This is a genomic window from Halomonas ventosae, from assembly GCF_004363555.1.
Taxonomy (GTDB): Bacteria; Pseudomonadota; Gammaproteobacteria; order Pseudomonadales; family Halomonadaceae; genus Halomonas; species Halomonas ventosae.
This window is the reverse complement of the sequence record NZ_SNZJ01000005.1, coordinates 175,412-199,300: the sequence shown is the minus strand read 5'-3', so window position 1 is coordinate 199,300 and position 23,889 is coordinate 175,412. Positions and strand designations below refer to the sequence as shown.

Annotated in this window: 22 protein-coding genes and 1 pseudogene; 17 read left to right on the top strand and 6 right to left on the bottom strand. The window is 61.4% G+C overall.

What is annotated here, in order from left to right:
* The first annotated feature begins 14 nt into the window (after positions 1-14).
* Positions 15-1,580 carry a sodium/proline symporter gene (locus DFP85_RS06150; protein WP_133635422.1) on the top strand — a complete coding sequence of 522 codons (1,566 nt, stop codon included), beginning with the start codon at positions 15-17 and terminating at the stop codon, positions 1,578-1,580.
* The gene (locus tag DFP85_RS06145) at positions 1,580-2,101 is read left to right on the top strand and encodes a hypothetical protein (RefSeq protein ID WP_133635421.1); all 522 of its coding nucleotides are present in this window, start codon (positions 1,580-1,582) and stop codon (positions 2,099-2,101) included. The genes DFP85_RS06150 and DFP85_RS06145 overlap by 1 nt, the downstream gene beginning before the upstream one ends.
* Positions 2,102-2,125: 24 nt before the next feature.
* On the opposite strand, the pseudogene DFP85_RS19280 reads toward DFP85_RS06145, so the two are convergent.
* Positions 2,126-2,242 (bottom strand): annotated as a pseudogene (locus tag DFP85_RS19280) (integrase core domain-containing protein); the annotation flags it as partial.
* A gap of 196 nt (positions 2,243-2,438) precedes the next feature.
* On the bottom strand, positions 2,439-3,359 hold the full coding sequence (locus DFP85_RS06135) for a LysR family transcriptional regulator (RefSeq protein WP_133635419.1): 921 nt from the start codon (positions 3,357-3,359) through the stop codon (positions 2,439-2,441).
* A 94-nt stretch (positions 3,360-3,453) separates the two neighbouring features.
* On the opposite strand from DFP85_RS06135, the gene DFP85_RS06130 reads away from it, so the two are divergent.
* From DFP85_RS06130 to DFP85_RS06080, 11 genes are all read left to right on the top strand, one after another.
* Positions 3,454-4,365 (top strand): 3-hydroxyacyl-CoA dehydrogenase NAD-binding domain-containing protein, encoded by a 912-nt coding sequence (locus DFP85_RS06130; protein ID WP_133635418.1) that lies wholly within the window; start codon positions 3,454-3,456, stop codon positions 4,363-4,365.
* Between the two features lie 118 nt (positions 4,366-4,483).
* Positions 4,484-5,467 carry a TAXI family TRAP transporter solute-binding subunit gene (locus DFP85_RS06125; protein ID WP_133635417.1) on the top strand — a complete coding sequence of 328 codons (984 nt, stop codon included), beginning with the start codon at positions 4,484-4,486 and terminating at the stop codon, positions 5,465-5,467.
* A gap of 44 nt (positions 5,468-5,511) precedes the next feature.
* Positions 5,512-7,428, top strand: a complete 1,917-nt coding sequence (locus DFP85_RS06120) for a TRAP transporter permease (protein WP_133635416.1) — start codon at positions 5,512-5,514, stop codon at positions 7,426-7,428.
* Positions 7,429-7,446: 18 nt separating this feature from the next.
* Positions 7,447-7,995 (top strand): carboxymuconolactone decarboxylase family protein, encoded by a 549-nt coding sequence (locus DFP85_RS06115; protein ID WP_133635415.1) that lies wholly within the window; start codon positions 7,447-7,449, stop codon positions 7,993-7,995.
* Between the two features lie 602 nt (positions 7,996-8,597).
* On the top strand, positions 8,598-10,100 hold the full coding sequence (locus DFP85_RS06110; RefSeq protein ID WP_133635414.1) for an SLC13 family permease: 1,503 nt from the start codon (positions 8,598-8,600) through the stop codon (positions 10,098-10,100).
* A 263-nt stretch (positions 10,101-10,363) separates the two neighbouring features.
* Positions 10,364-11,008: a HEPN domain-containing protein gene (locus DFP85_RS06105; RefSeq protein ID WP_208108458.1), complete on the top strand. Its 645-nt coding sequence runs from the start codon at positions 10,364-10,366 to the stop codon at positions 11,006-11,008.
* 417 nt (positions 11,009-11,425) lie between these two features.
* Positions 11,426-12,940, top strand: a complete 1,515-nt coding sequence (nhaC, locus tag DFP85_RS06100; RefSeq protein ID WP_133635413.1) for a Na+/H+ antiporter NhaC — start codon at positions 11,426-11,428, stop codon at positions 12,938-12,940.
* A 1,144-nt stretch (positions 12,941-14,084) separates the two neighbouring features.
* Positions 14,085-16,475, top strand: a complete 2,391-nt coding sequence (locus DFP85_RS06095) for a DNA/RNA helicase domain-containing protein (protein WP_133635412.1) — start codon at positions 14,085-14,087, stop codon at positions 16,473-16,475.
* Between the two features lie 107 nt (positions 16,476-16,582).
* Positions 16,583-16,939: a nucleotide pyrophosphohydrolase gene (locus DFP85_RS06090; RefSeq protein WP_133635411.1), complete on the top strand. Its 357-nt coding sequence runs from the start codon at positions 16,583-16,585 to the stop codon at positions 16,937-16,939.
* A gap of 4 nt (positions 16,940-16,943) precedes the next feature.
* A complete protein-coding gene (locus DFP85_RS06085) occupies positions 16,944-17,600 on the top strand; it encodes an SOS response-associated peptidase (protein WP_133635410.1) in 657 nt (218 codons plus the stop codon).
* Positions 17,601-17,679: 79 nt separating this feature from the next.
* Entirely contained in the window at positions 17,680-18,132 is a 453-nt protein-coding gene (locus DFP85_RS06080) for an META domain-containing protein (protein WP_133635409.1), read from the top strand.
* 200 nt (positions 18,133-18,332) lie between these two features.
* Here DFP85_RS06080 and DFP85_RS06075 read toward each other — a convergent pair whose 3' ends face one another.
* Positions 18,333-19,292 carry a GlxA family transcriptional regulator gene (locus tag DFP85_RS06075; protein WP_133635408.1) on the bottom strand — a complete coding sequence of 320 codons (960 nt, stop codon included), beginning with the start codon at positions 19,290-19,292 and terminating at the stop codon, positions 18,333-18,335.
* A 77-nt stretch (positions 19,293-19,369) separates the two neighbouring features.
* On the opposite strand from DFP85_RS06075, the gene DFP85_RS06070 reads away from it, so the two are divergent.
* Positions 19,370-19,930: a cysteine hydrolase family protein gene (locus DFP85_RS06070; protein WP_133635407.1), complete on the top strand. Its 561-nt coding sequence runs from the start codon at positions 19,370-19,372 to the stop codon at positions 19,928-19,930.
* A gap of 66 nt (positions 19,931-19,996) precedes the next feature.
* Here DFP85_RS06070 and DFP85_RS06065 read toward each other — a convergent pair whose 3' ends face one another.
* Entirely contained in the window at positions 19,997-20,686 is a 690-nt protein-coding gene (locus tag DFP85_RS06065; protein ID WP_133635406.1) for a pirin family protein, read from the bottom strand.
* A gap of 442 nt (positions 20,687-21,128) precedes the next feature.
* Here DFP85_RS06065 and DFP85_RS06060 point away from each other — a divergent pair, with 442 nt between their 5' ends.
* Positions 21,129-21,587, top strand: a complete 459-nt coding sequence (locus DFP85_RS06060; protein WP_133635405.1) for an SRPBCC family protein — start codon at positions 21,129-21,131, stop codon at positions 21,585-21,587.
* A 34-nt stretch (positions 21,588-21,621) separates the two neighbouring features.
* Positions 21,622-22,077, top strand: a complete 456-nt coding sequence (locus DFP85_RS06055) for a PAS domain-containing protein (RefSeq protein WP_133635404.1) — start codon at positions 21,622-21,624, stop codon at positions 22,075-22,077.
* A gap of 193 nt (positions 22,078-22,270) precedes the next feature.
* On the opposite strand, the gene DFP85_RS18880 is transcribed toward DFP85_RS06055, so the two are convergent.
* The gene (locus DFP85_RS18880; protein ID WP_166644605.1) at positions 22,271-22,438 is read right to left on the bottom strand and encodes a hypothetical protein; all 168 of its coding nucleotides are present in this window, start codon (positions 22,436-22,438) and stop codon (positions 22,271-22,273) included.
* Between the two features lie 155 nt (positions 22,439-22,593).
* Between DFP85_RS18880 and DFP85_RS06050 the strand changes: the two genes are divergently transcribed.
* Entirely contained in the window at positions 22,594-23,496 is a 903-nt protein-coding gene (locus tag DFP85_RS06050) for a LysR family transcriptional regulator (RefSeq protein WP_133635403.1), read from the top strand.
* Positions 23,497-23,537: 41 nt separating this feature from the next.
* Here DFP85_RS06050 and DFP85_RS06045 read toward each other — a convergent pair whose 3' ends face one another.
* On the bottom strand, positions 23,538-23,855 hold the full coding sequence (locus tag DFP85_RS06045) for a monooxygenase (RefSeq protein ID WP_133635402.1): 318 nt from the start codon (positions 23,853-23,855) through the stop codon (positions 23,538-23,540).
* Positions 23,856-23,889 lie beyond the last annotated feature (34 nt).

Genomic DNA, 23,889 nt, shown 5'->3' with positions numbered 1-23,889 from the left:
CAAGGAGACAAGTCATGGATCCCACAGTGCTGCTGTTCTTGGGCCTGTACTTTCTGGCCATGATCGCGGTCGGGGTGATCGCCATGCGCCGCGGCGGGGCCAGTTCCATGGAAGGCTACTACCTGAGTGGTCGCAACGTGGGGCCGCTGGTCACGGCCATGACCATGCAGTCCACATCGATGAGTGGCTACATGTTCCTGGGGGCCGGCTCCCTCGGCTACACCCAGGGCTACTACGGCTTCTGGTATGCCGCGGGCGATATCGGCGGCGGGGTGGTCAACCTCTCCGTTCTCGGTCGCCGCATGCGGAAGCTTTCCCAGATCATGGGCGCGCTGACCTCGATCGAGTACCTGGAGAAGCGCTATCCCAGCAAGTGGATTCGGCTGTTCTCGGCCATTCTCTCCGTGGTGTTGCTGGGGGCTTACGTGCTGGCCCAGTTCATCGCCGGTGGCAAGGGCCTTGAGCTCGTCACGGGCTTGCCCTACGAAGTCGCGCTGAGTATCGCGGTGCTGGTTATCCTCGCCTACACCCTGATGGGGGGCTACGGGGCGGTCGCTTACACCGACCTGGTGCAGAGTTTCGTGATGCTGGTGGGGATCGTCTGGATCCTGGCCGCCACGCTGCAGCACGTGGGGGGCTTCACAGCGGCCAACGAGGCCATCGGGAACCTGGATCCCACCATGCTCTCCGTATGGGGCAAGGATCTGGCCTACGAGGGGCAATGGGGCATCGTGATCGGGGCGGTGTTGATCTTCTCCATCGGTTACATGGGCTGGCCGCACGTGGTGACGCGTCACATGGCGATGCGTAACCCCTTCCATGCCCGGCGGGCCGGTGTCTACTCCACACTTTGGAACCTGGTCTTCGTCAGCGCCCCGTATATCCTGGGTGTGCTGGCCATTCTGGTGCTGCCCGACCTGGACGACCCGGAGCAGGCGATCTTCGCGCTGGCCCAGAACCTGCTGCCGTCCGCGATCGTCGGCATCGTCATGGCCGCCATCATGGCCGCCATCATGTCCACGGCGGATTCCATCCTGCTGCAGACCGGCAGCATCGCGGCGCGCGACCTCTATGAACGGTTCATCAATCCGGACATGGAGGAAAAGCAGATGGTGCGCGTATCGCAGATCATCGTGTTGGCCGTGGGGCTGGTGTGTGGCTTCATCGCGCTGTTCGAGCCGCCTGCGGTATTCGCGGTGGTGGTGTTCACGACGTCCGTGCTGGGTAGCGCCTTCCTGCCGGCGTACGTGGCGGCGGTATGGTGGAAGAAGGCCAACACGCCCGGGGCACTGTCGTCCATTATCGTGGGCAGCAGCGTGGCCTTCGTCTGGCAGTACTTCGGCCTCGATGGCGTGACCGAGATCCACCCCATGCTGGCGGGCGTGGTGCTGTCGTCCCTGACCATGGTCGTGGTCAGTCTGGCGACCCAGGCGACTCACCCGGTGCCGACGCACATCCTGCAGGCCATCGACGAGACGGCAGAGCTTCGGCCACTGCCGAACCGCATGAAATCGCAGCAGGACTTCTCGCTGTCCCACGAGGCCTATAGCCTGAAGCTCTCATCCAGTGGGGGAGCGTAATGGCAGGCAGCGAACAGATCACTGCCGTAACCGAGGAGAAGGAGGCCTGGCTGGATGCCAGGCTTCCCCTCGAGCGGCTGGCAGAGCGAGTGCAGCAGATCGACAAGGGCTTTTCGATCCAGGATGTCAAACCCATCGGTTTTCCCTATCTGCTGTGCTCTTTCGGCTGGGAATACCGCAAGTTCCTGCACCAGCGCCGCGAGATCATGCACTGTTGCGTGGATCGCTGCCAGGGCGTGAGCACGACCATCGAGTCGGTAGTGCTGGGGGAGGCGCTGGAGGGAGCCTATCTGCCAGCACCGGTGCTGGACGACGCATCGCTTGAGCGCCACGCCAAGCGCCACGTGATGCAGTCACGTCGACACGGGCTAAAACGCCGCGACTCCGCCGAGGTGGTCATCGAGAAGGTACTGCATCTGCGCAAACCGCTATGGGAGGTCAGTACCCACCATCCGCAGTACGGGGATCATTCGCTGCTGCTGGATGGTGTCACCGGTGGCCACCTTTTCTTGAATTATTGAGGTTCTGAACCGTACCGGGATTCCCGGAGGGTGGTAATCCAAACTGGCATGCGGCCGATGCCAGTTGTATTGGTGCAGCCAGGCCGGCAGCCGCGGGCCTCGTTGTTCCGAGCTCTCGTAGGTCAGCGCATAGGTTCTCTCGCATCTATGGTTATTCGCCAGTGGTGATCGCATTCCTAGTGAGTGCGGACTCCTCCCAACGGCACCTGCTGCGTGGTGCGAGTTGCAGAGTAAAGGCAGCGAAGCTACTCCGATGAGGAAAGGCGGGGGGCTGTTCTGCTCAACTTCTGACGAAATATTTCAGGTGGTCCATGGTTGTGTTGATTGCTTACCGAAGTCACTGCAGCAATGGCGCGCTTTCCCATTTGGCGAGCTTCACGTGCTCTCGTATCTTGCTCAGCATTGCCTCGGCAGCGGCGGAAAGCGGGGTACGTGTGGGCGTGATGATACCGAGCTGACGAGGCACGCGAGGAGACACCAGCGGTCTCCAGCCCAGTCCCTCCTTAGAAATCTGCAGGAAGCTCAATGAAGGAAGGGCCGATACACCGAGTCCTTCTGCCACCATGCGCCCGACTGTTCCGATCTGGCTGACCTCGCAGAATAGGTCCATTTCGCGGCCCAAGTCGCCAAGTACCCGCTCGATGGCCTGGCGTGTACTCGACATCTTGTAAAGATCGATGATCGGATAGGCCAGTAGCTCATGCCAGCTCACCTCTTCCTGGCGCAACAGAGGGTGACCGGTCGGGCAGACGGCCACGAAGTGGTCCTCGATCAGCGGCTCGAACTGCATTGTCTCGCTATTGCGTGGCTGAACGGAAAGCCCAATGTCAGCGCGTCCCTCGCTGACCAGCTCATCGATCTGGCTAGCCAGCAGATCATGCACGCTAATCTCGAGGTTCGGGTATTGCTGTTTGAAATCGGCCAGCACTGCGGGCAAGAAGCCAGCTGCCAGCGTCGGCAGTGCCGCTAGTGAGACCCTGCCAACCTGCTTGTTGAACAGCCTCGAGAGGTCGTCCAGGGCTGAGTCCCAGTCACTGACGAGCCGCATCGCCACCGGCAGGAAGCGCTTTCCTTCCGGGGTCAGCTGGATTCCTTTGCGTGAACGGTTGAACAAGGGCCCACCCACCACACTCTCGAGTTTCTTGATGGAGATGCTCAAGGCCGGCTGGGAGAGGTGCAGGTTCTCAGAGGCCTCGACGAAACTCCCGCTGGTGGAGATTTCGATGAAGGCCTTGAGCTGTTTGATGGAAATTCCCATAAAAAAAATAAAACCAAGCTTCGATTATTTAAATTTGAAAAATACTACCAGCTGACGTCATAGTAAAGGAACATAACAACAACAGGATCACGCCATGACCATCAGGCTCAGCCAGGACACGCCTCTTGCCATCGTCGGCTGCGGCACCATAGGGTCCAGCTGGGCGGCCTATTTCCTGTCTCGGCGGCTTCCTGTCGTGGTATACAACCATGGCGATCTCACTCATCAGTCCGTGCTTGACAGGATTGCAGCGTACTTCCCCAGCCTCGGTAGCCCGGTCCGCGAGCCTCGCATATGCAATGACCTTGAGGAGGCCGTGGCTGGTGCTCCGTTGATCCTCGAATGCGCCCCGGAGGATCTGACTCTCAAGCGCCGCTTGATCGCGGATCTGCAAGACTACGCCGACTCCGAGGCAATCATTGCCAGCAATACCTCATCCCTGACCCATTCCGATCTTGCCGCAGACACTGCCCGACCCGGAAAAGTAGTGATAGCCCACCCCTACAATCCACCGCATCTCGTGCCATTGGTTGAGATTTTCGGTGTCGATGCTGTGACCTGCGATACCGTCAAGGCGTTTTTCGCCAGCCATGGCAAGTCACCGGTGGTGCTCAAAAAGGAAATGGTCGGCCACTTGGCCAACCGTCTTAGCTCTGCGCTGTGGCGCGAAGCGCTCTACCTGCTTCAGGAGGGAGTTGCCACTGTCGAGGACATCGACAAGGCGGTCACCGATGGACCCGGATTGAGATGGGCCATCAACGGTCCCTTTCTGACCTACCACCTGGGGGGTGGCAGTGGAGGTATCCAGCAGTACCTGGCCAATCTCGGTGACAGCCAGATCTACCGATGGAAATCCTTGGGTGCCCCAGAGGTGGATGAGGCGTTGGTGGAGCACGTCATCGAGGGTGTTGAGGCAGCCTATGGCGCCGAAGGTCTCGAAAAGCATTCCCAGCGACGTGATCGTCAATTGACGTCGCTTCTCCAGTCTCGACGAACCGTCGACTAAACAAGGACAGCACCGTGACTCGGTGAAAGGGACCTGCCGTCCATGTGGCGGTATCACTCCTCCCTTGCCTTTCGAAGGCCAGGGCAAGCAGAAGAAGCACAGCCAAGAGAGAAATCACATGATGAAGACAACAACAAGCTCAATGACCTTTCTCAAAGGGTCGGGACTCGCTGGCATTACCGCAATCGCACTGGCCTTCGGGTCCACCGCACAGGCACAGCCAGATACTCTGAGCTGGCTCAGTGGCTCACCTGGTGGTACGTGGTATCCCATTTCCGCAGGCATTGCAGAAATCTTCAGCAGCGAAGGTACGCGCACCAATGCCGAGGTTGGTGCGGGCCTAGCGAACGTCTCCCGGATCAGTGCCGGTCAGGCTGATCTCGGTGTCACTACTTCCACCGTGCCCCCCGTGGCCCAAGCGGGGGACGAGCCCTTCAATGAACCCATCAACAACGTGCGTGCTCTGGCTGCACTGTTTCCGAGCTATCAGCATGTCGGAGTCACCAGGGATTCAGGCATCGAATCGGTAGAGGAACTGGTCGGCGTCAGTGTTAACTGTATGGCTCTCGGTAACTCGACCCAGGCCGCCTTTGTCGATCGGCTCAAGGCAGCGGGCATCAGTGAGGATGATGTCGACTGCGCTCGTGGAAGCCACAGCTTTGCCTCGGATGCCATCAAGGATGGCAACCTGGAAGGTTTTACCCTGCTGTCGGGTTATCCTAACGGCACCTTCACCGAACTCTTCCACACCATTGACATGAAACTGCTGCCGCTTCCCGAGGACCAGTTCCAGCGCATCAGCGAAATCAACCCGGGATACGCCTATTCCGCCATACCGGCGGGAAGCTATCCGGGACAGGACGTCGATATCCCTACCGTAACCTCCGACCTGATCCTGTTTTCCCATGAGGACATGTCCGAGGATGATGCCTACTGGATCGTCAAGACCATGCTTGACAACCTCGAACGCATCCGTGGAGTGCATGCCGCCATGTCACCGGTGACCGGGGAATACATGGCGAATATCTCCGGCATCGAACTGCATCCCGGCGCTGTGCGTGCCTACGAGGAAGCCGGCGTCGAGATTAACAACAACTACTGACCGAGCGTCGCCAACCGCCAGGGCAAGTCCATGAGGCCGAGACAATGACTATCTCGCACGATACGTTCCGTTCAGGGTTGAAGCATGCGGTCGCGGCATTGGCCGTCGCCATGTCCTTCTACCACATCATGACGGCCTTCTTCGGGACGCCCATCTCTGAAGTGCACTTGCCTGTGCACCTCGGGTTTGCCCTGGTGATCATATTCTGGACCTACCGCAAGCCGGCATCGGGGGCTGTTGGGGTCCTGTTCGTTGTACGTGACCTGCTGCTTACCGCCATGGCGGTAGGCGGCTGTGCCTATCTCGCGCTGAATTCCGCTGAACTGCAGCAGCGCATGCTCTACTTCGACCCGCTCACCACCCCTCAGCTCCTGAGCGGCTCTGTTCTGGTGTTTACCGTTCTTGAGGCGGCAAGACGCGTTGTCGGCTGGCCCCTCGTGATCCTGGGAGCAACTGCCATTGTCTATGCGCTGTGGGGCAACTACCTTCCTTCTGTCCTGTGGCATCGTGGCTACAGTTTTGATGCTGTCATCGAGACGACCTACCTGACCCAGGATGGTCTCTGGACCACGCCACTGCGTGTCACTGCCACCTACGTGTTCCTCTTCGTGTTATTTGGTGCGTTTCTGGTTTCGTCCGGGGCCGGCACCTTCTTCACCGATCTTGCCCGGAGCCTGACCGGTCGGTTCACTGGCGGCGCGGCTAAGACCGCTGTCGTCTCCAGTGCTCTGATGGGGTCACTGTCTGGGAGCTCTGCCGGCAATGTCGTGGTCACCGGCTCATTCACGATACCGACCATGAAGAAGGCCGGGTTTCCTCCGCGTTTCGCCGCGGGCGTGGAAGCCGTCTCCTCGTCGGGTGGACAGTTCATGCCGCCGGTGATGGGATCCGCAGCCTTCATCATGGCCGAATTCATCGGGATGCCTTACCTCGAGATCGCCAGGGCCGCCATCATTCCTGCGCTGCTCTACTTCATTTCTGTTATCGCGATGGTCCACTTCGAGGCCAAGCGGCTTGAGCTTGCCCCGGAGGTCGCAGATGAGCGCGCCTTCCAGGTGCTCAAGCAGCGTGGTTACCTGCTGATTCCGGTGATAGTCATGCTCATCGTGCTATCCAGCGGGTATACGCCAACTTTGGCAGCCCTGTATGCCCTTGGCTCCTTGGTGCTGGCACAGGTGGTGTTCGAGAAGGAATCCCGTTCTCTGCTGTTCAAGAACTGCCTACAGGCCATGAACGATGCCCCCCGCATCATTGGGCAGATCACTATCGCCAGCGCAGTCGGGGGGATCATCGTGGGAGTTGTCACCCAGACGGGTCTCGGCCTGCGAATGAGTTCGATCGTGCTGGGTATCTCCCAAGGGAGCCTACCTCTACTGCTGGTATTGACCATGCTGTGTGGGGTAATCCTGGGGATGGGCATGCCGACGCCGGCGGCCTATATCATTCTTGCTGTTCTTCTGGCGCCAGGACTCGTCGAGTTCGGAGTACCGGTGCTGGCCGCCCACCTGTTCGTCATGTACTGCGCAGGGGTCTCCGCCATAACGCCTCCAGTTGCGCTGGCTTCCTATGCCGCAGCGGCCATTGCCAACTCCGACCCCTGGCGAACCAGCCTGACCGCCCTCAAGCTCGGGCTGGCAAGCTTTATCGTGCCCTTCATGTTCGTTTTTGCGCCTTCCATTCTCGGTATCGGTTCAGGAATGCAGATGACCCTCAATTCCCTGGCAGCCACTGTTGGAGTCATCGCCCTGTCTGCCTCACTCATCGGCTGGCTCTGGATACAGATGAATTTATATCTGAGGGTGCTGCTTTTTGCCGCGGCACTGATGCTGATTATGCCTGGGGCATTGGCTGACGCGATGGGGGGAATGATGATCGCCGTGATTGCCAGCTACTGCTTTGTGGTGAGCCGGCAACAGGGTCGAGCAGGCAGAGCAAGGCGAACCGTAGAACAAGACTTGTAAAAACTTTGGAGTATCGACATGCAGTCAAGGATTGTGTTGCCGTCTGCTAATGACATGGATGAGAGGCAAAATGCCATTTTCCAGTCAGTGCTCGCGACCCGGGGTAATGCCGATGGTCCTTTCCTGGCCTGGCTACATAGCCCTGGTTTGGCGGAGCCTGCACAGCAGTTGGGTGCATTCTGCCGCTATGACACCCAACTCGGCACCATCGAGAGTGAGCTGCTGATTCTCTGCGTGGCTGCGCACTTCCAGTGCCTCGGTGAGCAGCAGATTCATGAGCCAATCGCGATAGAAGCAGGGTTGTCGAAAGATGAGGTTGCTCAAATACGGGATAAGAGGATAGTAAGTTTCAAGTCTTCCAGAATGGCAATTTTGCAGAAATTCGCCTATCAACTTCTTGATGAAAAACGAGTCGATGATGAAACATTTGAGGCCATGCAGGATGCTCTTGGCACTCAAAGTCTCGTGGAAGTGGTGGGTATCATAGGCTATTACTCGTTCGTTGCCATGACACTCAATGCATTCGACATGAGGCTCGCATCGACCGAGTCGGTTACGACAACCTGAGATGGCCAAGCGGCTTCGCCGCCAGGCCAACCCTGGCCCGCACGGCTGACGCCATGCTGGTACCGTGCCGACTTCACCGCTCGCGCCGCCCTTGGGGCACACCGCGCCCAACCCCTTGCCCGGCGTGTCCCGGGCGGCACGTCGCTGGTGCCGTGCACGTAGAGACTTGCTCCCCCAGCCCCGCTCGCGGCCTTGCCTGCGCTTGCTCGCCATACCCCCGGCCAACAAGGCGCAGCCTGGCCACGTCGCTGCCGAGGTGGAAACGGCCGCGCTCCGTGCCGCCATCCGGGCGTCAGCGGCGCTGGAGCAACCTCGCACACCGCCCCCGGCTGACGCCGGCGGCTTCAGTGTCATCCATTGGTCGTACGCTACCCAAGGTGGCAAAGATGGTTAACCCTTAGCCTGCGACTTAATTGCGTGAGTTCAATTCGTGGGGGCTAACCCTGACGTGGCTAACCGACTGATTCTTCGCGGATTCAGTGGTGCGCGTCGGTGGATTACAGTGCCCTGCTGAGTATGCGCGCCAACCCGATAGGTATTGGAAGCCCGTTTCCCCAGCCGTGACACTCGCCTGCACTGTTATTCCCTTGCAGGTGACTACCATGTCGAACGCCACCGGGGCGGCCGAACAGCTGCCCTACACTGAAGCCGCCGCCTTCAAGCCGGTATCGCTCGTGCTGGGCCTGATCATCGGCCTGGGCGTGTTCTTCCTGCTGCCCGAATCGCTGGCCCTCAATGCACGCGTCGTGGCAGCCATCGCTATGCTGATGGCCACCTGGTGGATGACCGAGGCGATTCCCATCCCGGCCACCTCGCTGCTGCCGCTGGTGCTGTTTCCCTTCTTCGACATCGCCTCGGTCGGGGCGACAGCCTCGCCCTATGCGCACAGCATCGTCTTCCTGGTGCTGGGCGGGGTGCTGCTGGGGCTGGCGACCCAGCGCTGGAACTTGCATCGGCGCTTCGCGCTGCTGACCGTGCTCACGGTGGGCACCAAGCCGGCACAGATCGTCTTCGGCCTGATGGCCGCCAGTTGGTTCATCACCATGTGGGTCAGCAATACCGCTACGGCGGTGATCATGGTGCCGATCGGCGGCTCGATCATCGCCTTGGTGAAGTCGCTCGGTAACGGCGATGACACCCCCAAATTCTCGGCCGCGGTACTGCTGGGCATCGCCTACGCGATCACCATCGGTTCCATGGCCACCCTGATCGGCCAGCCACCCATGGCGCTGATGCGCGCCTACATGGAGGACACCCATGGTCTGTCCATCGGCTTCGGCCACTGGATGCTGATGGGCGTGCCGTTCTCCACCACCATGCTGGTCCTGGCGTGGTTCGTACTCAACAAGGTCGTGTTCCGCGCCGAGGTCGAGGACATCCGGGGTGGGCGCGCCATGATCGAGACCGAACTCAAGGCCATGGGGCGGCTGTCGCCGGAAGAGGGACGCGTGCTGATGGTCTTCGCCGGGGCGGTGTTCTGCTGGGTCTTCCTGCCGCTGATCGCGAGGATTCCCGCGGTGCAGGCCGCGCTGCCCTGGCTGTCCAACATCAACGACACCAGCGTGGCGATCCTGGCGGCGATCCTGATGTTCGTGATTCCTGCATCGAAGGGGCAGGGCGCTCTGCTGGAGTGGACGGCCACCCGCGACGTGCCCTGGGGCGTGCTGATCCTGTTCGGTGGTGGGCTGACGCTGTCCGCTCAGTTCACGGCCACCGGGCTGAGCGTCTGGATCGGCGAGAGCGTCTCGGGGATGTCTGGCCTCCCCCCGATCCTGATCCTTGCGTTCACCGCCATTGTGATCATCCTTCTGACCGAGCTGACCAGCAACACCGCCACGGCGGCGGCCTTCTTCCCGATCATGGGGGCCATTGCCGTCGGGCTGGGTATCGAGCCCTTCCTGATGACCATCGTGGTGACCTTCGCCGTCAGCTGTGCCTTCATGCTGCCGGTGGCGACACCTTCCAACGCCGTTGCCTTCGCCACGGGGGATCTGCCGATCAAGAACATGATCCGCGCTGGCATCTGGCTCAACGTGATCGGCCTGCTGGTGATCATCGTGGCCCTCTACACCATCGTTCCGCTGGTGTTCGACGTCTCGTTCTGATCCGTCACGCATTGACCAACGATGCCGCTCCAAGGAGCGGCATCGTCGTGTCTGGGGGAGGTTCGCGGGGCTTGCGGCCGACTCCGTCACTAAGGGGGCCTTCGCCCAGATCAGCTGCGCAACGCGCGCTCTACCTCGGTAAATGGCGGATCATCGGCCAGGAAGCCGCTTTGTGTTGGTCATCGGCACCTAGCGTGCCCCGCCTGCAGTCTGATGCCTTCTGACCCATACTGGGGGCACCACGATCTCAGGGAGGAGAGCCGATGTTGACCCATGCCCAGCTAAAGGCACGACAGCGGGACGAGCGCCACGCCCATGCGGAAGGTATCGCCCTGCGCATCCACCGGGCGCTGAGTTGGCTGGCTCGCGCCGAGTTGTGCGACGACGAGGATGGCCGCTTCATCTTCCTGTGGATTGCCTTCAATGCCGCCTATGCCAACGACCTGGGCGAGATGCAAGTGACCCAGGGCCGGCTGCTGGGGAAGTTCCTGAAGCGCCTCGACGCCCTGGACGATCAAGGCCGCCTCCACCAGTTGGTCTGGAGTCGTTATCCCGGGGCGATCCGCATCCTGCTCGACAACCGCTATGTCTTCCAGCCCTTCTGGGATCACCAGAATGGCCAGGCCGGCAGCGAGGACTGGGAGGCCAAGTTCACGAGTGCCAAGCGTGCGGCCCATGCATCGCTGGCCAGCCAGGATACTGGCACGGTGCTGAGCATCGTCTTCCAGCGGCTCTACACGCTCCGCAACCAATTGATCCACGGCGGTGCCACCTGGGGCAGTTCGGTCAATCGGGAGCAACTGCGCGACGCCAACAACATCATGGGCGATGCGGTGCCGGTGATCATCGAAATCCTGCTGGACAACACGGACAAGCTTTGGGGCGACGCCTGTTATCCGGTGCGCTGATGGGTCATAGGCCACCAGTCAGACATCACGAGATACCCTTAGTGTTCACAAGTCAGGCGGGCGCGAAGAGCAGCCGTGCCTTGCTGCTGTTTCAGGGGGCTGATGGGTCTCCAGCGCCGCTCATATACAACTCTGCATCCATCTAAAGACAGTTGCCTGTCTCGGGCTTCATGGATTCCCGAGCCCCGAAGGCTTAACGCCTTCCCTGCCTCAATTTTGCCAGCAATCAATCTTCTACCAAAGGATAATCGTAAGATGTCCTGCAATGGTTAATAGGCCGCGTGCTGGCTTTGTTCAATGATTATGTCGCATATGTTCAATCTTCTCGTCCAACTCTTGGTGTGTGATGACCGATGGTGGGGCCAGCACGATGCTGTCGGCTTGCCCCGACAAGAATAACCACTCGGAGAAGTCGAGATGTTGGACAAGACCAAGCCCCGGATTGGGCTGCAATTGGCTGTGCTGCCAATTCTTTTGACCTTCATTGTTCTCGGTATCCAACTGTTCGTGTTCGATACCTTCACGCCACATGTCCCCCTGATCATGGGGATCGGTATTGCGGCCTTGGTCGGTCGCTGGAATGGGACCTCCTGGAAGGACATGGAGGAAGGCATGCTGCACGTGGTTAGTGTCGGCCTGCCTGCTATCGGCATCCTGATCCTTGTGGGGATGCTGACCGGCGTGTGGATCGCCAGCGGTACGGTGCCGACGCTGATCTACTTCGGTCTCGAATTGATCAGCCCGCAGTTATTCCTGGCGGCTGCCGCACTGATGTGCGCCGTGGTATCGGTGTCACTCGGCACTTCCTGGGGAACAGTTGGTACGGTTGGTTTGGCCCTGATGGGGATAGGGGCAGGTTTCGATATCCCGGTGTACTGGACTGCAGGTGCCGTAGTGTCGGGGGCCTTCTTCGGTGACAAGGTGTCTCCGCTCTCGGACACTACTAACCTAGCTCCAGCCGTCACCGGCGTGGACCTCTTCGAACATATCCGCAACCTTGTTCCGACCACTCTGCCGGCCATGCTGATCGCAGTGGTGATCTATCTGGTGGCTGGCTTCAGTCTGGTGGGTGACGAGTCTGCCTCTCTCGCCAGGATTGCCTCCATCAACAACGGGCTGACAGAACACTTCATGCTGTCCTGGTGGACGGTGCTGCCAGTGGCGCTGGTCATCGGTCTGGCGGTCATGCGCATGCCGGCGATGCCGGTACTGTTCACTGGTGTTCTCTTGGGCGGGCTGGCCGCCTTGGTCTTCCAGGGTGAAAATATAAAGAATATCTTTGTCTACGCTTTCTCCGGTTATGAGATTGCGACGGGGGTGGCCGCAATCGATGGTCTGCTCAATCGCGGTGGCATCCAGTCCATGACCTGGGTCATCACGCTGCTTCTGATTGCGCTTTCCTTCGGTGGAATTCTTGAGAGTACCGGGTCCATGCGGGCGATACTCGATGCAGTCGTGAAGCGCATCAGAAGCTTTGGGTCCCTGCAGACGTCAGCGATCGGCAGTTCGATAGTGACGAATGTCGTAGCCGGCGACCCCTACCTCTCGATCGCGTTGACGGGCCGCATGTTCGGGCCGGCCTATCGCGGCATGGGGTACTCGATGCTCAACCTCTCCCGCGCCACAGAAGAAGGGGGAACACTGGTCTCTCCCCTGGTACCGTGGAACGCCGGTGGGGCCGTGGTCATCACTTCCCTGGGGCTTGGGGTCTACAGCGGTTCGCCCATTGATCTGCTCTATATTCCTCTAGCCTTTGCCTGCTGGCTCTCGCCGCTGATCGGTATTCTCTACGCGTGGACCGGATGGTTCTCTCCGCTCGCCAACGATGAGGAGAAGAAAGTCTGGGAAGCCCAGGGCGAGGAGGTCATGGAGTTCGACTCTTGGGGGGATGAAATCGTGCGTTTCAACAGGGACGTCTATCGCGTGAACTGAGACGCTTGTCCAGGTACCAAGCGTTCTTCCCATGACCGGCGTCCACATGGATGCCGGTCTCGGTTTGATAAAACACACCGCGTACGGAGGCAGCCGGATTGCCGTGCTCCTCGCCGGCAGCTATTGCCGCGGCTGCCAACGCGACTATGCTGCCAGAAATGTGGCGAGTAGGCTGCGACCAAGATTAGTGTAGAGGAACTCGTCCGCCGGGCCTGGCAGTTCCGCGAACAGGGGCATTCGTTACGGCATATCGCGCAGATGATGGCCATAGCTCTCCTCGAGGACTACATCACCTCTTGATCCCGGAAACCCCCGCCGGCTCATTCCTCGCTCGCGGGCGGGCTGCTCCGGGCTACGGTCCTTATGGTTGGCTTCGCCACCCTGAGCATCCCTGGCGCTCTTGCGCTCCGCGTGCCGACGGCGCCGCCTGTTCTTTCCTCACACGCTTGGCCTCTGCGGGGCCGGCTGCCCCCAGCCGTGCCGTCTGACGCCCGCACGGCTGAGCCCTTCACCTACCGTAAAGACGTGCTGGAGCGGCTCCTGTTTCACAAGGACAGCCAACTTCACGAACCCTTGCCGCAGTACTGGCAAACTCGCCTAACCATGCGCCGGCGGTGCTCGACGGAGGCTTACGTTGGTTGCTGATTGGTTGCTGCTTGCGAGGAATCGGTGTGGCTAGTGTAAGCAGTGGAAATTTTCAACTATCTGATTTTAAAAGATAACCGCATGGCAGGCGCGGTCCTCAATATTAGCAAAATTGCACTCATAATCCCTTGGTCGCTGGTTCGAGTCCAGCTGGGCCCACCATCCTCATCCTGCCAGACCTCGCTTGCTTCCCGCCTTTCCCGGGAGAAATCTTGCTGTCCGCGTTGCAAACCGCGGTTGGGCTGTTATGGTCAAGGTTTGTCTAATGTTTCGGCCAAAAGCGGGGCGCCCACCAGAATCACTCCGACGATTTTTTCGTGACTAAAGACTATAGGTTTCCCGCGATACCAGCGGTATCCCGACAGTGATCGCATTGTGGCTCTGTTTCCGGTTCTCGTCGTCATCAAAACATGCTGTTTCAGCTTACGGCGTGCATATTTGTTAAATACATCTACGCGAAATTCTGAGCGGCTGATTCGAAAAGGGACTTTACACGGACATGCTGGTCTATAATGCCACCAAGCAGCAGTTTATCGACGATGTGCGAGCCAACGTCATCACCGACGCCATCGAGAACGAGGTGGCACGCAGACTGAACCGCAACTCGCCGCGCAGTGAGGTGACGTCGTGGGAGAACTCCCTGCGCTTCATGATGAGCGCGCTGCTGGACGAAGCGATTCCCGCGTCGGCCGGGGTGGCCATCGAATACAACATTCCGCTGACCAATCGCCGCGTGGACTTCATCCTGACCGGCAAGAACCGCCAGCGGGATGATGCGGCGGTCATCGTGGAACTGAAACAGTGGCAGTCCGTCGAGGTAACGAAGAAGGACGCCATCGTGCGTACCCAGCTGGGCGGCGGCGTACGCGAGACCAACCATCCTTCGTATCAGGCATGGTCCTATGGCGCGCTGATCGAGGACTACAACGAGACGGTACGCTCCGAGTCGATCCGCCTGGTGCCTTGCGCCTACCTGCACAACATGAAGCAGGGAGACGCCATCAATGATCCCTTCTACGAGCACCACACGCGCCGTGCGCCGGTCTTCATCTCGCAGGATGCCTTGAAGCTCTCTGAGTTTCTGAGCCAGCACATCAAGTACGGCGACAGCAACGACATCATGTATCGCATCGAGCACGGTGTGATCAAGCCGAGCAAGAACCTGGCGGATGCACTGGCATCGATGATGCAGGGCAACGCCGAGTTCCTGATGATCGACGAGCAGAAGCTGGTCTATGAAACCGCGCTTGACCTCGCTCACCGTGCAGGTAGCGGCAACAAGCAGTGCCTGATCGTCAAGGGCGGGCCGGGCACCGGCAAGTCGGTGGTGGCCATCAACCTGCTGGTGGAGCTGACGAAGCGCGAGATGATGACGCAATACGTCTCGCGCAACTCGGCCCCTCGTGAGGTCTTCAAGAAGAAGCTGACCGGAACGCGCAAGAAGACCCACATCGACAACCTGTTCAAGGGCTCGGGCAGCTACGTCAACGCGGAGCCGGACACCTTCCATGCGTTGATCGTCGATGAGGCGCACCGCCTGAACGAGAAGTCGGGCATGTATCAGAACCTGGGCGAGAGCCAGATCAAGGAGGTGATCGCCGCGTCACGCTTCTCGCTCTTCTTCATCGATGAGGCGCAGCGTGTGACGCTGAAGGACGTGGGGACGGTCGAGGAGATCAGGCGGCGGGCAGCGGAGTGCGGCGCCGATGTCCACGAACTTGAGCTGGCGTCGCAGTTTCGCTGCAACGGCTCGGACGGCTATCTGGCATGGCTCGATCACGCCCTTCAGATTCGCACCACGGCCAACACCGACCTGGAGGACATCGACTACGACTTCCAGGTGTTCGATGACCCGAGTGCTTTGCGCCGGGCGATTCTCAAGAAGAACCGCAAGGCCAACAAGGCACGCATGGTGGCAGGCTACTGCTGGCCCTGGGCGAGCAAGAAAGACAAGCAGGCCATGGACATCGTGTTTCCCGAACATGACTTCGCGGCCCAGTGGAACCTCGATGATGACGGCATGCTGTGGGCGATCGCCGATGGATCAGCAGAGCAGGTCGGCTGCATCCACACCTGCCAAGGGCTCGAGTTCGACTACGTCGGCGTCATCATCGGGGACGACTTCGTGATTCGTGACGGCCGCGTGGTGACAGACGCGGGGAAGCGGGCGGGGCAGGACCGTTCGGTGCATGGCTACAAGAAGATGCTCAGGGAGCAGCCCGAGCACGCCCGTGCCCTGGCCGACCAGATCATCAAGAACACCTATCGCACCTTGATGACGAGGGGCCAGAAGGGCTGTTATGTCTATGCCACGGACCCCGAGACCCGCGAGTACTTCGCGGCCTTTGCTCGAGCTCAAGCAGCGACCGAGCGACTGGAGGCGTCTGAGGATGCCGAGACGCTGGATGGCTTGCACCTTCCCATCGTGAAGCGTGACCAGGCCGTGCCGTTCGAGCGCCATGTGCCCGTGTACGATTTGAGCATCGCCGCCGGCGAGTTCAGCGAGATGCAGATCGCCGAAGCCGAGCACTGGGTCGAGTTGCCGGACTTCATGCGAGTGAGCCCCGACCTGTTCGTCAGCCGAGTGGTGGGGGAGTCGATGAATCGGCGCATTCCCAACGGCGCCTGGTGCCTGTTCCGTGCCAACCCTGGCGGCACACGGCAAGGCAAGGTCGTCGTGGTGCAGCATCGTGCCATCGAGGACCCGGACCATGGCGGTAGCTTTACGGTGAAGCAGTATCAGAGCGAGAAGGTAGAGGAGTATGGCGAGTTCGTGAACCAGCGCATCGTGCTCAAGCCCCAGACCAACGCCTTCGGCTACAAGGACATCGTGCTCGAGGACGAGCTGGAGGACCTGAAGGTCATCGGCGAATTCCTCTCCGTGCTGTGAGCGAGTGGGCGGCCGGATGGTCACCTACGCCGATGCTGGCTGGATAGCGAGCAGCAGAGCAGGCATGCTCACCGCTATCCGATACCGCAGAACCAGGTGCCACCTAGATGTCAGACCCGTTCAAGCAGCTTCGCGATGCCATGGACCAGTTCGCCACCGAGCGCGACTGGGACCAGTTCCACTCGCCCAAGAACCTGGCCATGGCGCTGACGGTGGAGGCAGCAGAGCTGCAGGAGTGCTTCCAGTGGCTGACCGAGGCGCAGTCCAGGGAGCTCGATGAGCAGCAGCTGGCCGCTGTGAGCGACGAAATTGCCGATGTTCAGCTCTATCTGATCCGGCTGGCGGGCAAGCTGGACGTGGATATCGAAGCGGCATGCCGGGCGAAGGTGGAGAAGAATGCGGAGAAATATCCCGCCGACCAAGTGAAGGGAAGTGCGAAAAAGTACACGCACTATCAGGATTAATGTGATGTGCGGCCGTTTCGCCCTCTACAGCGACTCCCCCAGCCTGGCAGCCTCCCTCAAGCTGCAGCTGGTCGAGAGTGAACTGACCCCTCACTACAACGTCGCGCCTGGTACCTGGATTTCGGCGGTGCGCCGGCATGACGACAGCAGCCAGCTTAGCCTCGATGCGCTCTGGTGGGGCTACCGGCCCCACTGGGCCGACGACAAGGCGCCTCAGCCCATCAACGCCACCGTCGAGAAGATCGCTACCTCCCCCTACTTCCGCGGGGCTTTCTCCCATCACCGCTGCCTGGTGCCGGCAGACGGCTGGTACGAGTGGGAGGTCGTGGACGGTCGCAAGCAGCCCCACTACCTGACCCGCCGCGACGGCGAGCCGCTGTGGTTCGGCGGTATCTGGGCGGAGCGCCCGGACGGCAAGCCCGGCTGCGCGATCCTCACCGAGCCCGCCCGCGGCGTCGCCAAGGCGATCCACCCGCGGATGCCGCTGATCCTGGATCAGCAGAGCCTGGAACCCTGGCTCGATCCCGAGCTGACCGACCGCGAGACAATTCGCCATCGGGTCCACCACCTCCCGCACGATCTGCTGACCCACTGGCCGGTGAGCACCCGAGTCAACAAGCCGGTGGAGGACGATCCGGCGTTGATCGAGGTGGCGAGCTGAAGCCCAGCGTTGGCTCGAGCAGGTTCAGAGATGCACCTTACGATGCAAGATCTACACAAATGGCAATGGAGTGACCTCGATGAAACATGAGTATTCGCTTGTGGCGCTGCTGGTCGGCACGCTGGCCCTGGCCGGTTGTACCGGGCTTGATGCGACCTCCGGCGGCGCCACCGTCAACGAGCCCCTGGAGAATACCTACTGGAAGCTGGTGACGGTGGGCGAGCGCAAGGCAGTGGTCATTGAGGAGGCACGCGAGGCGCATCTGGTGCTTCATGCCGAGGACGCACGCCTTGCAGGCTCCACCGGCTGCAACCGCATGATGGGCGAGTATGAGCGTGATGGCGACCGGTTACGCTTCGGCCAGGTTGCCACCACCATGATGGCCTGTCCTGGCGAAGTGATGGCACTCGAGCGCGATTTTCTTGATGCCCTCGACGACATCGCCAGCTGGCAGGTCGAGGGCGAAACCTTGACCCTCGTGGATGGTGAGGGCGAGGCACGTGCCCGCTTCGAGGCGGTACATCTCTACTGAGTCACCGTCTGCCACCGGGCTGCCGGAAGTTCTCGATACCCAACTCGAGGAGTGGGAGGACCGACTCGAGGAGGGTGAGGTGCCTCGTTTCGGAGACCTGACGCTCCTGGAGAGTCTCGCCCGCAAGGTCCTGGCGGCGCTGCGCAAGAAAGGCCTGATTGCCTCTGCCTGAGCTTCGGCCGAGTTGCGACCGCGCTGGTTCAGCGAGAGTGGGCGGCGCCGAATCGGGCGCGATGCTGTCCAGGCGTTAGCCCCGTGTGCTTGATGAACATCTTTCGAAAGGCGCTGGTGTCTTCGTAACCCACGGCCAGAGCGACCTGTTCCACGCTGTCCCGGCGGTTCTCCAGCAGCTCCCTGGCGCGCTGCAGCCGCAGCTGCTGCAGGTACTCTCCGGGGCCGAGCCCGGTGGCCTGGCGGAAGCGGCGCATCAAGGTACGTTCGCCGAGTCCCGCGGTGGCGGCCATCTCGGCGGTGGTCTGGCGACTGGTGAAGTGTGCTTGCAGGTGGTGCTGGAGCCGCAGGATTGCCCGGTCGCCGTGGGCCATCTCAGGCGTGAAGGCGCGGTAGTAGCGCTGCTGACGCTCGCCGGTGTCGATGACCAGAAAGCGCCCCAGCGCCTGCACCACGGAGGGCGGTACGTGGCGCGCGACCAGGTGCAGGCCGAGGTCCATCCAGGCCATGACGCCGCCGGCCGTGACCAGGTCGGCCTCAGATATCAGCAGCGCATCGGTATTCAGGGTGAGATGGGGGTAGTGGGTCCGGAGCGCCGTCTCGAGCTGCCAGTGGGTGGTGGCCCGCCGCCCGTCGAGCAGGTCGGCCTGGGCGAGCAGGAAGGCGCCAGCACAGACAGAGCACACCACCGTGCCTGCGGCGTGCCACTCCCGCAGCGTCCGGCAGAGTTCGGGCTGGGCGTTCAGGTAGGCATCACCTTCTAGTATGGGCGGCACGATGGCGATCTCGGGGGGCGCGATGTGCGTGCTGCCGGCCGGCACCAGCTCCACGGCAAAGGCCACCTCGGGAGCTGGCTGCAGCTCCTGCAGGATGCGGTTGGCGGTGCCGAAGAGGTCCTGCAGCCCGTAGACGGCCGATTGGGCGCTGCCCGGCAGGGTCGGGATCGCGATCCGGATGCGGCGGGGCCGCTTGTCACTTCTTGCCTGCATTGTGTCACTCCTGCCACCCGACCCCATGGCCAGGGCCTGCCATGATGCTGGCTCCAGCCTCCAAGGAGAAGCACATCATGAGCCACATCGCCCTGATCATCGTGGATCTGCAGAACGACTACTTCCCCGCCGGCAAGTGGCCGCTGGTGGATATCGAGCAGACCGCCGACAACGCTGCCGGCGTGCTCGCCCACTTCCGTGAGCAGTCGCTGCCCATCGTGCATATCCATCACGAGTTCCCCACCGAGGAGGCGCCGTTCTTCGTGCCGGGCAGCGAGGGAGCGCGCATCCACGCCTCCATGACGCCGCAGGAATCCGCCAGCGAAGCGGTGATCCTCAAGAACAACGTCAACGCCTTCCTGGGCACCAGGCTGCACGAGCACCTGCAGGAGCAGGGCATCGAGCAGTTGGTGGTCGTCGGGGCCATGAGCCACATGTGCATCGATGCCGCGACCCGGGCCGCCTCCGACCTGGGCTATGGGGTCACGGTGCTGCAGGACGCCTGCGCGACCCACGACCAGGCGTTCAATGGCGTGACGGTGCCGGCCGCGCAGGTGCACGCGGCCTTCATGGCCGGGCTCGGCTTCGCCTATGCCGAGGTCACCGATACCGCCGCCTGGCTCACGCAGCAGGGGTGATAACCATGGGGGCGGTAACGGGACATGCACCTCCGTTACCGCCCCCATTTCCACGCCGAATACCGTTCAGGCCAGGTCGAAGAGCAGGATCTCCGAGGCCTCAACACCAACCGCCTCGATGGTCTCTCCCGGCTGAAAGGCGGCGGCATCGCCGGCCGAGAGCCGCTGTCCGTTGATCTCGGCCTCGCCGCGTACTACGTGCAGCCAGGCGTGGCGCACCGCAGGCGTAGGCGCTCGCTCGCCGGCATCGAAAAGCCCGGCGTAGAGGTTGACGTCCTGGTTCACGCTCACCGAGCCGTCGCGCCCCTCCTGGGATACCACCAGCCGCCACTGCCCCTGGCGCTGCTCCGCGGGAAAGGCCTTCTGCTCGTAGTCGGGGGCGATGCCTCGCTCTTTCGGCTCGATCCAGATCTGCAGGAAGTGCAGCTCACGGTCGGGGGTGTTGTTGAACTCGCTGTGCAGCACGCCGGTGCCGGCCGACATGCGTTGCACATCGCCAGGGCGCATGACCGCGCCGTTGCCCATGCTGTCCCGGTGGGCCATCTCGCCTTCCAGCACATAGGAGAGGATCTCCATGTCCCGGTGGGGATGGGTGCCGAAGCCTTGGCCGCCCTGTACGCGATCCTCGTTGATCACCCGCAGCTTACGAAAGCCCATGTGATTCGGGTCGACGTAATCGGCAAACGAAAAGGTGTGACGAGACTTCAGCCAGCCGTGATCGGCGTAGCCGCGCTCGTTGGCGTGACGAATGATCATCGAAGTTTCCTCTATTGGGGGCAGCATGGCGGTGCTTCCAAGGTACCCCACCTTCATGGCATCAGCCACTGTCCCGCTACGTCAACGGCGCGCTTGAGCCCTGCGCGGCGTTCATGCACGCCGCGAGACAGTCGTATGCAGATCTGTTGATGTGGCGATGTCGAATCCTCCGCCCAGGGGGGGCGGGATGGAAACCATCGTGCGCTCGCGTGATGCCAACTGCTTGATCGGGATGAAGAGTGTGAGCGTTATCCTGGGCGCCGGGCAGGCACCTGAGGGAGTGCCCCGGCACTGGCTCGGAAAAATGATCCGTGGATCGCCAAAATACTGCTATCGTCAAGCTTGGCCGTGTTGGCAGCGAGGCTCGATGACGTTTCTCTTACGCCTATGCCCGTAGCGTTGCGAACTCTCGTAAACCGTCTTCATGGGAAGCGCCTGAACGATGGTAAAGTCCCAGTCCAGTACCCTGATTCGTTGCCCGGTGCCTGATGTGTATGGCTTCGTGGTGACCGACTTTGTCCGCAACTATCCGCGGTGGTCGCCTGAGGTCCAGAAGCTGACGCCCCTGAGCAATGGGCCGCTGGCCGTCGGCTGGACGGCCCGGCAGGTGAGAATCGACCAGGGGCGCCGTTCCGAGGCTGATTTCAGGGTGATCGCGCTCGAGCCTCAGCGCCGCGTCTGTTTCAAGGGCATCAAGGATCCGTTCGAGATCAACTATTTCTTCGAACCGCAGCAGGACCAAACACGGCTGACCTTCAGTTTCGAGCTGGCGCGACTGAATTTTGCCATGCGGCCATTCGAGAAGCTCATTCGCGTGGCAGTCAAGGATGGAACGGAACGCGTCGTGCGCGACTTGAGGGCCCTGGTCGAACGGGAGCTCGGTCAGACAAGGACGGATTAATTCACCTGCATAGCGCCCTCGGCCTGGAGACACCATGCTATTCATTCCCGACAAAGACACCGGCATCATTCCGCATGTCCTGACTCAGATCCTGGACACCTGCGTGAATGGCGTGACCCTCTCCGATCCGGATCAGCCGGACTCTCCGATTGTCTATGCCAACACCATCTTTGAACAGCTGACGGGCTACAGCCAGGAGGAAATCCTGGGGCGAAACTGTCGATTCCTTCAGGGTGAGGATCGCGATCAGCCGGCACTCGATGAGATCCGTGCCGCACTCGAGGCGCATTCCCCCGTCGAGGTGACGCTGCGCAACTATCGCAAGGATGGGACACTGTTTCACAACCGGTTGTCGATTCAGCCGCTGCGTGATGCCTCGGGTCGCTTAATCTACTACCTCGGTGTGCAATACGATGTCAGTGAGCTCGTCAATGCCAGGGCCGAGATCGAGCGTCTTGAAAACTTGTTGAAAGCGTCTTCAGAGGAGTGATCTTCCTCCGGTTGAGGTGCCCCTTTCGCTCTTGACGCTCCCGGATCGGACGAGTTTCGATCTCGAGGCCGGTAGTGACGCGCTAGCTGTTTCTCGTTGGTTGATTCCTGACTGTCCATGATGGACAACTTCCTTTCGCCCGATGGTCCGCCGAGCCTCTTGCTAGCCGGGGCCCGGCGGCGACCTGCTCGCCTCAATGTGTACGGTGATGGATGCGCTGCCGCCAGGCCTGCAGCCGGTTCTCGATGGACGCCATCAGCCCGAGTGGCGGCATGGCCGGCATGCAGAACCTCGGCATGGGCGGACGAGTGGCGCGCTCCTTGCTGGCGTCGAACTTGCGAGTAGAGTCGAGATGACGCATGGCGGTGCCTCCTCTGGCCGACCGCCAAAGAGGCGGTCAATGGGTCGGGTAAGAGGGCATGTGTAGCGACCTCGTGGACAGCATGGTTGATGGTCTTTGTTGAATCCAACGAAAAGGATTACATTGAGCTTTCAGAAATTCTGAAAGGTGTAGCCATGCCGTTCTCTTCCCCGACGGTGCATGCAGGACCGCTGCCGCTGCTGGATCTCGAGGTGCTGCGGACCTTCGTGGCGATTGCCGAACGCGGCAGCTTCACCCGTGCCGCGCGCGAGGTATCCCGCACGCCCTCTGCGCTGAGCATGCAGATCAAGCGGCTGGAAGAAACCCTGGGGCAGAGGCTGTTCGTGCGCGAGGCGCGCCAGGTGCGGCTGACCCGGGAGGGCGAGGTGCTGCTGGGCTATGCGCGGCGACTGCTCAAGCTCAACGAGGAGGCGGTGACGCGCTTCCTCGCTCCCCCGATGGAGGGCACGGTGCGCTTCGGCACCCCTGACGACCAGGGCGCGCGCATCCTGCCCGAGGTGCTGGCGCAGTTCGCTCGCACGCACCCGGCGGTGCAGGTCGATGTGATCGTCGATGGCAGCGTGAGCATGCAACGCCAGCTGGAGGCTGGCGAGCTTGACCTCGTCCTGATGACCGCCGGAACCCCGGGGCAGATGGCGGCCGAGGGCGAGGTCGTGCATAGCGAGCCGCTGGTGTGGGCCGGTCGCGACGGTGGCGTGGCGGCCTGGCGCTCGCCGCTGCCCGTGGCCCTGGCGAGTCAGGGGTGGCCTTGGCGTGGCAGGGCGTTGTCGGCCCTCGACGCGATCGGCCGGGCGTATCGCATCGCCTACACCAGCGAGCACTGGGCCGGCCAGGAGGCCGCGATGCTCGCCGATATCGCCGTGGCACCCTTTCCAATGAGCCTGGTGAAGTCGCCACTGCGTCAACTACCCCGCGAGGTCGGGTTGCCCGACCTGGGTGAGTACCATGTCGTGCTGGTACGCCGTGAGGGGGCGGGGGAGGCCAGCGAAGCGCTGGCCGGCCAGGTGATCAGGGCGTTTCGCGAGCTGCACCGCTAGCGTGCCCGGTGCTCGGCTGGTCCGTGGCCGAGCGTTCCGGATCAGCTCCCGGCGAGTGCCAGCGGCCCGCCGTTGATCCGCGAGAGCGCCTCGTTGGTCTCGAGGATCTGTGCCTCGATACCGGTCACTCCCATACCCTCCAGCCGGGCGGTGTGCATCTGGCGGTAGGCCTCGGCGTCCTGCCGGGTGGCGAACAGGTAGACGCCGCCGGCCAGCTGGCGCTCGGCGTCCTCGGTCCAGATCTTCCATAGCAGGCCGGGTTCCGCGTTGATGGACTCGGCAAGCGGGGCGAGGGCATCGGCCATCTCGTCGCCGAAGGGGCCGGGGAAGGGGAAGTGCACCTGCAGTATCACGGCCATGGGGCCTCCTGGTTGAACGTGGCGGGAAAACATC